This is a genomic window from Candidatus Limousia pullorum (genome assembly GCF_057405065.1).
In genome coordinates this window covers 267,116-280,605 of the sequence record NZ_CM171614.1, presented here as the reverse complement: position 1 = coordinate 280,605, position 13,490 = coordinate 267,116, and the positions used below count along the sequence as shown (strand labels likewise).

Below are 13,490 nucleotides of genomic sequence, written 5' to 3'. Positions count from 1 at the left end.
TTCCTTTAAAAACAACCAACACCACCGGGTGTTTCTTGGTAGAGCTTAAAAATTTCCCCAAAGGCGTTTTAATGCTTTTGGGGAATTATTTTTTGAAAAATCTTTATTAAAATGAAAAAAATCCCGTAAAATACGGGAAAAAGGCAAAAATGCCCTTGACAAACAAAATGAGATGTAGTAAATTATTAAGATGTAACATCATGGGGATATGTGTCTGCTTGTCTTTAAAAACAGGCAAAAAAAATTTGTTGACCGTTGGTATATTAGCACATAATATGCCGGATTGTCAAGAGTTTTTCAGAAACATTTCCTCCCTGATTAAAACAGAAAAATTGCTTATTTTGTGACTGCATTATATATATCGCTTTTGTCGCATGAAGCAAAACCCGAAGCTTTAAAAGCTTTGAGGGAACAGCGTTAGATTTTTTATCCTAAATGATTTCTTAAAGGAGTGATACGCCCGATGGTAAATGTCAAACCGGTAAAGCTTGGAAACAACATCAGACAGAGCTTCGCAAAAATTGACGAAGTTATCGAAATGCCAAACCTTATTGAGGTTCAGAAAAAGTCATATGACTGGTTTATCAAAGAGGGACTTGCAGAGGTATTCAAGGATGTTTCAGGAATAACCGATTACACAGGTAATCTTGTTCTCGATTTCATTGACTACAGTCTGGACGTTGATAAGCCCAACTACAGTGTTATCGAATGTAAAGAGAGAGATGCAACATATTCCGCAGCATTGCGTGTAACTGCTCGTCTTATCAACAAGGAAACAGGCGAAATTAAGGACTCCAACGTGTTCATGGGCGATTTCCCGCTTATGACCGCAAGCGGCACCTTTGTTATTAACGGTGCAGAAAGAGTTATAGTTTCTCAGCTTGTAAGAAGCCCGGGCGTTTATTATAAGATGGACCACGACAAGACAGGTAAAGAGCTTTTCAGCTCCACTGTTATTCCTAACAGAGGTGCCTGGCTTGAATACGAAAACGATGTAAACGACGTTTTCTATGTTCGTATAGATAAAAACAGAAAGATTCCGGTTACTGTTTTCATCAGAGCCTTGGGACTTGGTACAAACGCAGAAATCCTTGAGTGCTTCGGCGACGACGCAAGAATTAAGGCAACTATTGAAAAGGATACAACAAACTCAGTAGACGAGGGTCTTATTGAAGTATACAAGAAGCTCCGTCCAAGTGAGCCTCCTACAGTTGACAGCGCAAAAACCCACATTCACAATCTGTTCTTCGATTCAAGAAGATACGATATGTCAAGGGTTGGCCGCTATAAGTACAACAAAAAGCTCGGTATCTCCAACAGACTTGCAGGCTGTGTTTTGGCAGAGCCTATTGCAAATCCGAGAACAGGCGAGGTTATGGCTCTTCGTGGCGACACAATTTCCAGAGAAAAGGCAAAGGAAATTGAAAACGCCGGCGTAAGCGTTGCATTTGTTGCAGGCGAGGACGGAAAGGTAATCAAGATTATATCAAACGGAATGGTTGATATAAACGAGTACGTAAGCTTTGACGCAAAGAAAGAATGCGGCATAAACGAAAAGGTAAGCTTTGCAGTTCTCTGCGAAATCCTTGACAGCTGTGAGAATGAAGAGGAACTCAAGCACACAATCAAGAGAAGAGCTGCTGACCTTATTCCTAACCACATAACAATCGACGATATTTTCTCTTCAATCAACTACATGAACTGCCTTGCAGAGGGCATCGGCGTTACAGATGATATCGACCATTTGGGCAACAGACGTATCAGATGCGTAGGCGAGCTTTTGCAGAACCAGTTCAGAATCGGTTTCAGCCGTCTTGAAAGAGTTATCAGAGAGAGAATGACATTGCAGGCTTCCGACCTTGAGTCACTTTCCCCTGGTTCTCTTATAAATATCAGACCTGTTACAGCGGCAATCAAAGAGTTCTTTGGTTCTTCACCGCTTTCACAGTTCATGGACCAGAACAACCCTCTTGCAGAGCTTACTCACAAGAGAAGACTTTCAGCATTGGGTCCTGGCGGTCTTTCCAGAGATAGAGCCGGATTTGAGGTTCGTGACGTTCACTACACCCACTACGGACGTATGTGTCCTATCGAAACTCCTGAAGGTCCTAACATCGGTCTTATTTCCTACCTTGCAACATTTGCAAGAATTAACGAATACGGCTTCATTGAAGCACCATTCAGAAAGATAAACAAAGATACCGGCGTCGTAACAGACGAGGTTATCTACATGACAGCGGACATGGAAGACGAATTTGCAGTTGCTCAGGCTAACGAGCCTTTGGACGAAAACGGCAGATTTGTTCATAAGAAAGTAAACGGACGTTTCAGAGATGAATTCGTTGAATTCCCGGCAGAGCGTTTCGACTTTATGGACGTTTCTCCAAGAATGGTTGTTTCCGTTGCTACCGCTATGATTCCGTTCCTTGAAAACGACGACGCAAACCGTGCTTTGATGGGTTCAAACATGCAGAGACAGGCAGTTCCGCTTCTCGTTACCGAGTCACCAATCGTTGGTACCGGTATGGAGTACAAGGCAGGCGTTGACTCAGGCGTTTGTATCCTCTCAGAAGAGGACGGCGTGGTTATGAGCGTTGACGCAAACCACATCAGAGTTCAGTATGACTCAGGCAGAGTTCAGGACTTTGACGTTATCAAGTTCCTCCGTTCCAACCAGGGAACATGTATAAACCAGATTCCGGTTGTTTCAAGAGGACAGAGAGTTGTAAAGGGCGAGGTTCTTGCAGACGGTCCTTCAACAAAGAACGGCGAAATTTCCCTTGGTAAAAATGCCCTCATCGGCTTTATGACATGGGAAGGTTACAACTACGAGGACGCAGTTCTCATCAATGAAAAGATAGTTAGAGATGATGTTTACACATCAATTCATATAGAAGAATACGAAACAGAAGCAAGAGATACAAAGCTTGGACCGGAGGAAATCACAAGAGATATTCCAAACGTGGGCGAGGATATGCTTAAAGACCTTGACGAGGACGGTATTATCCACATCGGCGCAGAGGTTCATGCAGGCGATATTCTTGTTGGTAAGGTAACACCAAAGGGAGAAACAGAGCTTACAGCCGAGGAAAGACTTTTGAGAGCTATTTTCGGCGAGAAGGCAAGAGAAGTAAGAGATACATCTTTGAGAGTTCCTCACGGTGAATGCGGTATCGTTGTTGACGTTAAGGTGTTCACAAGAGAGGACAGCCGTGACGAGCTTCAGCCCGGCGTTAACAAGGTTGTACGCTGCTATCTTGCTCAGAAGAGAAAGATAAGCGTAGGCGACAAGATGGCCGGACGTCACGGAAACAAGGGTGTTGTTTCCAGAATTCTCCCTGTTGAGGATATGCCATTCCTTCCGAACGGTACTCCGCTTGATATCGTTTTGAACCCGTTGGGCGTTCCTTCACGTATGAACATCGGTCAGGTACTTGAGGTGCATCTTGGTTATGCAGCAAAGGCTCTTGGCTGGAAGATAATGACTCCTGTATTCGACGGCGCACACGAGCAGGATGTATTCGAGGCTTTGGAACAGGCTGGCTACAGCCGTGACGGTAAAACATGGCTTACCGACGGACGTACAGGCGAGCGTTTCGACAACCCTGTTACAGTAGGTTACATGTATTACCTCAAGCTCCATCACCTTGTTGACGATAAGATTCACGCAAGAAGCACAGGTCCTTACTCCCTTGTTACTCAGCAGCCTCTGGGCGGTAAAGCTCAGTTCGGCGGCCAGCGTTTCGGAGAAATGGAAGTTTGGGCACTTGAAGCTTACGGCGCAGCTTATACACTTCAGGAAATCCTTACAGTTAAGTCCGACGACGTTGTTGGACGTGTTAAGACCTACGAGGCAATCGTTAAGGGCGAAAACATCCCAACACCTGGTATTCCTGAGTCCTTTAAGGTTCTCATTAAGGAACTCCAGTCCTTGGCTCTTGATGTTAAGGTTCTCGATAAGAACAACGAAGAAATCGACCTGAAGCAGAAGTTCGACGATGACGACGATATTCCGACACATGCAGATGACGGAGAAGAGCCGGATACAGTATTCGACGAAAACGAAGTAATGACAAATATGGACGACGGTTTCTCCCTTGACGAGGATTCCAACGAGGGCAACTTCTTTGACGAGCGTTCAATATTTGATGACACCGATGATTCCGCCTTTGATTATGACGATCACGGCGCAGATGAGTTTTAAGGAGGAGAAGCACAATGGATCATAATGTTTTTGAGTCTATTAAAATAGGACTTGCTTCCCCTGACCAGATAAGAGCATGGTCTTATGGCGAGGTAAAAAAGCCGGAGACAATCAACTACAGAACATTGAAGCCTGAGGTTGACGGCTTGTTCTGCGAGCGTATTTTCGGACCTACAAAGGACTGGGAATGTCACTGCGGTAAGTACAAGAGAATCCGCTTTAAGGGCAAAGTCTGCGACCGCTGCGGCGTTGAGGTAACAAGAGCTAAGGTAAGACGTGAGCGTATGGGTCACATCGAGCTTGCCGCTCCTGTATCACATATCTGGTACTTCAAGGGTATTCCATCAAGAATTTCACTTATGCTTGATATTTCCCCAAGAATGCTTGAAAAGGTTCTGTATTTTGCCTCATACATCGTAACAGATCCCGGCGACTGCCGTGACCTTGTGAAGATGCAGTGTCTCTCAGAGCGTGAATACAACGACATGAGAGAAAAATATGACGACGATTTTAAGGCGTCTATGGGTGCGGAAGCTATCAAAGAGCTTTTGCAGGAAGTAAACCTTGACGAGCTTTCAGAGCAGCTTAGAGCACAGCTTGAAAACGCTTCAGGTCAGAAGAGAGTTCGTCTTTTGAAAAGACTTGAGGTTGTAGAGAGCTTCAGAATGTCAGGCAACCGTCCTGAGTGGATGATTCTTGACGTTGTTCCGGTAATTCCACCGGATATCAGACCGATGGTTCAGCTGGACGGCGGACGTTTCGCAACCTCCGACCTTAACGACCTTTACAGACGTGTAATTAACAGAAACAACCGTCTTAAAAGACTTTTAGAGCTTGAAGCTCCGGATATAATTATCAGAAATGAAAAGAGAATGCTTCAGGAAGCTGTTGACGCACTTATCGACAACGGCAGAAGAGGCAGACCTGTTACAGGTCCTAACAACCGTCCTTTGAAGTCACTTTCAGATATGCTTAAGGGTAAGCAGGGACGTTTCCGTCAGAACCTTCTCGGTAAGCGTGTTGACTACTCCGGACGTTCTGTTATCGTTGTTGGCCCTGAACTTAAAATGTATCAGTGCGGTCTTCCTAAGGAGATGGCATTGGAGCTCTTTAAGCCATTCGTTATGAAGCGCCTTGTTGAAACAAAGAATGTTGTAAACATCAAGGCTGCAAGAAAGGCTGTTGAAAGAGCAAAGCCTGAGGTTTGGGACGCTCTTGAAGTTGTAATCAAGGGACATCCGGTACTTTTGAACCGTGCTCCTACACTTCACAGACTTGGTATTCAGGCTTTCGAGCCGGTTCTTGTTGAAGGCCGTGCATTGAAGCTTCACCCACTTGTTTGTACAGCATTTAACGCCGACTTCGACGGCGACCAGATGGCTGTTCACGTTCCTCTTTCCGCAGAGGCACAGGCTGAGGCAAGATTCCTGATGCTGGCTGCCGGAAACCTTTTGAAGCCTTCCGACGGACGTCCTGTTGCAGTTCCTACACAGGATATGATTCTTGGTTCTTACTACCTGACCCTTGATAAGGACGGAGAACCGGGCGAGGGCAAGGTATTCTGCGATGTAAACGAAGCTATGATGGCATACAGCGCAGGAGTTGTAAAGCTTCATTCAAAAATCAAGGTTCGCCGCACTATGGTTATCGACGGTGTGGAGGAATCCGGTATCATCGATACAACAGTTGGTAAGATTATATTCAACGATCCAATTCCTCAGGATTTGGGATTTGTTGACAGATCTAAGCCTGAAAATAAATTTAAACTTGAAATTGACTTCCTTGTTGGCAAGAAGCAGCTCGGTAAAATTGTTGACGCTTGTATCCGTATCCACGGCGCAAACGTAGCCGCTCAGGTGCTTGACGATATCAAGGCACAGGGTTACAAATACTCAACAAGAGGTGCTATCACCGTTGCTGTTTGCGACGCTGAAATTCCACCGGCAAAGAAAGAGATTATCGCAGCCGCTGAAAAAGAGGTTGACGAGGTAAGAGAGTACTACATGAACGGTATGTTCTCCAACGAAGAGCGTTATGCAAGAGTTCTTAAGATTTGGGAGAAAGCCACAAACGACGTTACCGCCGCACTTCAGAAGAACTTGGGCAGATACAACCCAATCTACATGATGGCGGATTCCGGTGCCCGTGGTAGTATGAGCCAGATTCGTCAGCTTGCCGGTATGCGTGGTCTTATCGCCAACACATCAGGTAAAACAATCGAAATTCCAATCAGAGCTAACTACCGTGAAGGTCTTAACATTTTGGAATACTTTATTTCATCCCGTGGTGCTCGTAAGGGTCTTGCCGATACAGCTCTTAGAACTGCTGACTCCGGTTACCTTACCCGTCGTCTTGTTGACGTTTCACAGGATGTTATCATCCGTGAGGACGACTGCGGAACCCACGAAGGTCTTGAAATCTTTGACATCAAGTCAGGAAATCAGGTTATCGAAGGTCTCCACGAGCGTCTTGTGGGCAGATATCTTGTTGATGATTTCTGTGATAAGGAAACAGGCGAGGTTCTTGTATCCAAGGATAAGATGATGGACGAACACGATGCAGATATTATCGTAAATGCAGGTACAGAAAAGATTACAATCCGCAGCATTTTGGGCTGCCGTGCAAAACACGGTGTCTGCAAGAAGTGCTACGGTTCCAACCTTGCAAACGGTATGCCTGTTAATGTGGGTGAGGCTGTTGGTATTATCGCAGCTCAGTCAATCGGTGAGCCTGGTACACAGCTTACAATGAGAACCTTCCATACCGGTGGTGTTGCTTCCGCAGAAGATATCACACAGGGTCTTCCACGTGTTGAAGAGCTTTTCGAAGGCAGAAAGCCAAAGAGCCTTGCTATCATCAGTGAAATCGACGGTGTGGTTCGCTTTGAGGAAATCAAGAACAACAGACACGCTGTTGTATTCAATCCGGAAACACAGGAAGAGAAACAGTACCTCATCCCATTCGGATTCAGAGTTAAAGTTGAAGAGGGACAGCAGATTAAAGCCGGCGATAAAATCACCGACGGTTCTGTTAACCCACATGATATACTTGCAATTCTCGGCGCAAATGCCGTACAGGACTACCTCATCTCTGAAGTTCAGAGTACTTACCGCTTGCAGGGTGTTGATATCAACGATAAGCATATCGAAGTTATCGTTCGCCAGATGATGAAGAAGGTAAGAGTTGAGGATGCCGGAAGCACAGAGTTTATGGCAGGCCAGATGTACGACAAGAACGACGTACTCTTTGCAAACGAAGAAATTCAGAAGAGAATCGCAAACGGCGAAACCGGACTTAAAGAGGCAACATATACTCAGCTTCTCCTGGGTATCACAAAAGCATCTCTTGCAACAGACAGCTTCTTGTCTGCCGCTTCCTTCCAGGAAACAACAAGAGTTCTCACAGACGCCGCTATTAAGGGTAAGGTTGACCCGCTTATCGGACTTAAGGAAAACGTTATTATCGGTAAGCTTGTTCCTGCCGGTACAGGTATGGCAAGATATAACAACATCCAGATAGAGGAGAACACACCGGCAGTTCAGTCCGCCGCCAACGTAACTCCTCTCGAAACCTCCGACATAGAAGACTCCTCCGAAGAATAATTTTATATCCGACTTTTTTGATTCCGCCTTGCATGGCTTTCTTATAAAAATAAGGATGATTACAAGGCGGGCGAGACCTTTTGATTAGTCTTTGGAGTGGTTCGCTCTCGGTTGGGTTCCATTTTTAAATATTAAAATTTACAGCCATGGTTTATTTTGTGCCATGGCTGTGTTTTTTAATTCCGCCTTGCTGCATGGTTTTCTTATGAAAATAAGGATGATTAAAAGGCGGGCGAGACCTTTTGATTAGTCTTTGGAGTGGTTTGCTCACGGTTGAGTTTCAATTTTAAATATTAAAATTTACAGCCACGGTTACTGTTTAACCGTGGCTGGGTTTATTTGTAAAAGATAATATTTATTTTCTTTTATAGAAAACAAGAAAAATCCGCAGTTACCATTGAACTGCGGATTTTTGTGTTATAAGTTATTTATATCTCAGCTATAGGAACTCCGGGCTGGAGCTTTGAAAATACTTTTCTGTTTATTCTTGTATAGAGGAAGATTGCCACTATAAGTGCGCCTACCTCAGCTATAGGATATGCAAACCACACAGCGTTTACGCCAAAGTTTGAAAGAACAAAAGCGGCAGGTAAAATGAAAACAAGCTGTCTAAGCAATGAAAGTATCATGCTGGAAAATCCTTTACCCACAGCCTGGAAGGTGGTGGAGAAGATTATATCGATAGCCGCAGGCAGGAAAGAAAGGCTGATAAATCTCATGGCCTTTATACCCATGTTCAATATATCGCCGTTGGCGTTGAACAAAGAGAGTATCTGAGCAGGGAAAACCCAGAAAATTACTGTTCCGCAAAGCATTATAAAAGCGGCTATGATACAGCCGTATCTTATAGCGGAATGAAGTCTGTCCTTGTTTTTTGCGCCGAAGTTGTAGCCCATAATAGGCATAAGTCCCTGATTTAACCCGAAAACAGGCATAAATACAAAGCTCTGCATTTTGTAGTAAATTCCGTGTACGGAAACTGCCGCCTCGGAAAATCCCATAAGAATTGCGTTGAGTCCAACAACAAGCACAGAGCTTATGGACTGCATTATAATAGAGGGAAATCCTACGGCATAAATATTTTTTATAATTTTAAGGCTTGGCTTGAAATTTCTGACATGAACCTGAACCGCATGTTTCTTGAAAAAGAAAATATATATTGCAAAAAGCATTGCCAAAATCTGACCTATAACAGTTGCGATTGCTGCTCCGGCAACCTCCATTCTCGGGAAAGGTCCGATTCCGAAAATAAACAGAGGGTCAAGTACAATGTTTGTAACAGCTCCTATAAGCTGGAAAATCATTGGGAAAATCATGTTTCCCGTTGCCTGAAGAACCTTTTCAATGGCTATTTCCACCATAACGCCCACGGAGAATATAAGAATAATTGAGGTGTAGTCTACACCGTACTTCATTACTCCAGGTGTTGGGTTAAAAAGCTTGAAAAAAGGAACTGTCAGGAAAATTCCAACCAGCAAAAATACCAGCCAGCTTATTATAGAAATAAAAATTCCGTTTGCCGCACCGTTGTTGGCAAGCTCCTGATTTTTTTCTCCCAGTCGTCTTGAAATAAATGAGTTTATACCAACGCCTGTACCTACAGCCACAGAAATAGTCATAAGCTGTAAAGGATAGGCAAGAGAAAGGGCGGTAAGTGCGTCCTGACCCAAACTTGAAACAAACACACTGTCAACAATATTGTACATTGCCTGTATAATCATTGAAAACATTGTGGGCAGTGACATTGAAAGTATAAGCCTAAGCATTGGGGTACTTCCCATTTTATCGGCAGAAATGCTTTTCTTTTTAATGTTCTGACTCATATTATCCCCCTTGCAGTAATAATGAAGAACAAAAAAGATGATATATTATGTTTTCTTGAAATAAAATTTAAGGTAAGTGGTTTTTACTTTCTAAAAAAAGAGCAAAATATATGATGCATATCAAAACTGGTATGCATCATATGAATTTGTCTTATTATATAATAATCACTTGCGCTTCTTCAAAAGCTCGTCAATGGATTTAGCAGCCTGCTTACCTGCGCCCATAGCCAGGATAACTGTTGCAGCACCTGTAACAGCGTCGCCGCCTGCATAAATATTTTTAAGTGATGTCTGCATTGTCTTTGGATTTACTGTGAGACAGCCTCTTCTGTTTGCCTCAAGACCCGGAGTAACTGAAAGGATAAGTGGGTTTGGAGTATTTCCTAAAGCCATGATAACGCAGTCAATATCCATTGTGAAGTTGGAACCCTCAACTACTACAGGAGCACGTCTTCCTGATGCGTCAGGCTCGCCAAGCTCCATGGATACACACTCGAGCTTTGATACCTTGCCGTTTTCATCGCCGATAATTCTTACAGGGTTTGTAAGTGTCTTGAAGATAATCTCTTCTTCCTTAGCGTGATGAACTTCTTCTTTTCTTGCAGGCATCTCATTTTCAGAACGTCTGTAAACTATGTAAACATTCTCTGCGCCAAGACGCTTAGCACTTCTTGCGGCGTCCATAGCAACGTTACCGCCGCCTACAACAGCTACGTTCTTTGGCTTAACAATGAATGTGTCGTACTTGTCATCGTAAGCCTTCAAAAGATTGATTCTTGTGAGGAACTCGTTTGCGGAATAAACACCGATAAGACCTTCGCCGTCAATTCCCATAAATGCAGGAAGTCCTGCGCCTGTTCCAAGATAGATTGCCTCAAATCCCATATCGAAAAGCTCGTCAAGTGTGAGGATTTTTCCGATAACCATGTTTGTTTCAATCTTAACGCCGATAGATACCAAATCCTCGATTTCCTTTTCAACAATCTTCTTAGGAAGTCTGAATTCAGGAATACCGTACATCAAAACGCCGCCGGCTTTGTGGAGAGCTTCAAAAATTGTAACCTCATAACCAAGCTTTGCAAGGTCGCCTGCGCAGGTAAGACCGGATGGGCCTGAACCGATAACAGCTACCTTGTGGCCGTTTGTTGCAGGCTTTACAGGTTTTTCCTCACAGTTTTTCATGTGGTAGTCGGCAACAAATCTTTCAAGACGTCCGATAGCAACGCTCTCGCCCTTGAGACCTCTTACGCACTTGCTCTCGCACTGTGTTTCCTGAGGGCAAACTCTGCCGCAAACAGCAGGAAGTGAGTTTACAGTCTTAATAATCTGATAAGCCTCTTCAAATTCGTTGTCCTTGATTTTCTGAATAAACTGTGGAATCGGCACGTTAACAGGACATGCGCTTACGCAGGCAGGAGTTTTACAGCCCAAGCAGCGGTTAGCCTCGTTTATAGCCATTTCCACATTGTAGCCTGCGGAAACCTCTTTGAAGTTCTTGTTTCTGAGCTGTGGCACACGCTCAGGCATTCTTGTTTTATTTTTATCCATATTAAACATTTTCTGCACCTCTCATCAAACGGCAGTCAGGCTCTCTTACTGCTCTCTGCTCTAAATCCTTATATGTGCCGAGACGCTTCATAGCCTCGTCGAAGTCAACCTCGTGACCGTCAAAGTCAGGGCCGTCAACACATGCAAACTTTGTCTTTCCGCCTACTGTAAGTCTGCATCCTCCGCACATTCCTGTGCCGTCAATCATAATCGGGTTCATGCTTACGATTGTTTTGATGCCGTATTCCTTTGTAAGCTCGGAAACAGCCTTCATCATAGGAATAGGACCGATAGCGATAACCAAATCGTATGTGTCGCCGATTTCAAGGCTTCTTCTAAGTGTGTCTGTAACAAAACCCTTGTTGCCGTTTGAACCGTCGTCGGTCATAACGGTGAGTCTTGAGCAAACCTTCTGCATGTCTTTTTTGAGTATAATAAGGTCTTCTGTTCTGAAGCCTGCGATAATGTCAACATATGCGCCCATATTGTGAAGAGCTTTTGCCTGTGGATAAGCGATAGCACAGCCTGCACCGCCGCCGATTACACATACTCTTTTGTATCCCTCAAGCTCGGAAGCTTTTCCCAGAGGGCCTACAAAGTCGGAGATGCTTTCGCCTGCTCCGTATGTGTCCAAAAGCATTGTTGTTTTGCCGACTTTCTGATATATAATAGTAACAGTTCCCTTTTCTCTGTCGTAGTCGGCAATAGTGAGAGGAATTCTCTCTCCGTATTCATCAACACGAAGAATGATAAACTGTCCGGCTTGTGCCTTGGCAGCTACAAGGGGAGCTTTTATTACCATTTTTGTCATGGATGGATTGAGATAAGTCTTTTCTACAATTTCAAACATCTTAATCTTCCCTTTACTTATAGAATAATATATGTATCGCCTTGCTTTTATGGCAAAGGCGGATTTTCAGCAGTTTTTTTCTTCTTTTTTCTTTTTATGCCTTGCCATTACAATATAAAAAAGCAGGGCAATTAAGGTTCCGGCTAGAACGCCGCTGAAGTCAAGCAATACATCTGAAACCTGACTTCCTCTGCCGTCAACAAAAAGCTGTACTGTTTCGTCGCTTACGGCAGTTGCAAGCCCTATAAAAAGAATTGTAAATATGTTCTTACAGGGAGTTTTTGTGAATACTCTGAAAGCAGAGGTTGTTATTATACCGAGAAGAAAAAATTCGGCAAAATGCGCCGTTTTTCTAATGATATGGTTTGTCAAAACTATGTTTAGATTCAGGCTTTTAAAAAAGCCGTTGATAACGTCAACTATGCTTTGACTGTTTGCGCCGGACACAGTCGCCGGCTTTAAAGAATTGGATAAAATAAAAACAATGTAGCCTGCGGTGAGTATAATCATGAAAACTTTTAATATTTTGTTATCTTTGGCTGACTTATTCATTATATCACCCCATTGTCTTATCTATTTTAAACCAAAAAGATTTTTATGTCAAACTTTAGTTGTAAATTCTCCGTTTTTGAGGTATAATGAAGTACTGACAGGCTTACTTTTGTTTATATTTTTGTCTATATAAACACTGTAAAAAATATATGTTAATTTTTTGTTTAGTTTATTACGGAGGTTGATGTTTTTGGAGGGTCTTATTCAGTCAATGATTGAAGCAATGGCCGGTATTCCCAAGGAATTGATTATATTTATCGTTTCCATGTGTCCTATACTGGAGTGCCGTGGCGGACTGATTGCGGCAAGCTTTCTCGGAGTAGATCTTTTGCCTGCTTTGGGTATCTGTATTATCGGTAACTTGCTGCCTATACCATTTATCTTACTTTTTATTGAAAGAATTTTTGCAAAGCTGAAAAATACAAGGTTTGTAAAGCTTGTTGATAAACTTGAAGCTAAAGCAAATGAAAAAGCCGAAGTGATTATGAAGCACAAGGTTTTCGGATTGTTCATTTTTGTAGGTATTCCTCTTCCGGGTACAGGAGCTTGGACAGGTGCTTTGGTTGCAGCTTTGTTTAAGTTTAAATTTAAAGATGCTATGAAGAGCATTATCCCCGGCGTGCTTATGGCTTCAATTATAATTGCAAGTCTGTTCTTCGGACTTATTCCTGCAATTGTAAATTTGTTTGTGTAATTTAAAACATAAAATATAACGAGAACAAAAACCGTCTGGCTTTTAAAAGTCAGACGGTTTTTGCCATGTTAAAATGATTTAGTGTGATATATTGTGTTTTATTTGGTGTCCAATTAAAATTTTAATTATATCATAGGGAAAAATCGGATAATGCAATTTTTTTCCGGCAGATATTTTATGGAATTTCTTCTGTAACAATTATATACGATGAAAAAAC

General features: G+C 43.1%; 7 protein-coding genes. 3 read left to right on the top strand and 4 right to left on the bottom strand.

Annotated elements, in window-relative coordinates; translation table 11 throughout:
- The first annotated feature begins 463 nt into the window (after positions 1 to 463).
- Positions 464 to 4,204, top strand: a complete 3,741-nt coding sequence (gene rpoB / locus CGICJO_RS01270) for a DNA-directed RNA polymerase subunit beta (protein ID WP_486499336.1) — start codon at positions 464 to 466, stop codon at positions 4,202 to 4,204.
- A 14-nt stretch (positions 4,205 to 4,218) separates the two neighbouring features.
- Positions 4,219 to 7,806 (top strand): DNA-directed RNA polymerase subunit beta', encoded by a 3,588-nt coding sequence (gene rpoC, locus CGICJO_RS01265; RefSeq protein ID WP_486499335.1) that lies wholly within the window; start codon positions 4,219 to 4,221, stop codon positions 7,804 to 7,806.
- A 428-nt stretch (positions 7,807 to 8,234) separates the two neighbouring features.
- On the opposite strand, the gene CGICJO_RS01260 is transcribed toward rpoC, so the two are convergent.
- The 4 genes from CGICJO_RS01260 to CGICJO_RS01245 all read right to left on the bottom strand — a co-directional run bounded on the left by CGICJO_RS01260 (position 8,235) and on the right by CGICJO_RS01245 (position 12,579).
- Positions 8,235 to 9,629, bottom strand: a complete 1,395-nt coding sequence (locus CGICJO_RS01260; protein ID WP_486499334.1) for an MATE family efflux transporter — start codon at positions 9,627 to 9,629, stop codon at positions 8,235 to 8,237.
- A 165-nt stretch (positions 9,630 to 9,794) separates the two neighbouring features.
- On the bottom strand, positions 9,795 to 11,186 hold the full coding sequence (gene gltA, locus CGICJO_RS01255) for an NADPH-dependent glutamate synthase (protein ID WP_087376926.1): 1,392 nt from the start codon (positions 11,184 to 11,186) through the stop codon (positions 9,795 to 9,797).
- On the bottom strand, positions 11,179 to 12,027 hold the full coding sequence (locus CGICJO_RS01250; protein ID WP_087376924.1) for a sulfide/dihydroorotate dehydrogenase-like FAD/NAD-binding protein: 849 nt from the start codon (positions 12,025 to 12,027) through the stop codon (positions 11,179 to 11,181). The genes gltA and CGICJO_RS01250 overlap by 8 nt, the downstream gene beginning before the upstream one ends.
- A 66-nt stretch (positions 12,028 to 12,093) precedes the next feature.
- A complete protein-coding gene (locus CGICJO_RS01245) occupies positions 12,094 to 12,579 on the bottom strand; it encodes a VanZ family protein (RefSeq protein ID WP_087376922.1) in 486 nt (161 codons plus the stop codon).
- Positions 12,580 to 12,763: 184 nt separating this feature from the next.
- Between CGICJO_RS01245 and CGICJO_RS01240 the strand changes: the two genes are divergently transcribed.
- Entirely contained in the window at positions 12,764 to 13,273 is a 510-nt protein-coding gene (locus CGICJO_RS01240; protein ID WP_486499333.1) for a COG2426 family protein, read from the top strand.
- Positions 13,274 to 13,490 lie beyond the last annotated feature (217 nt).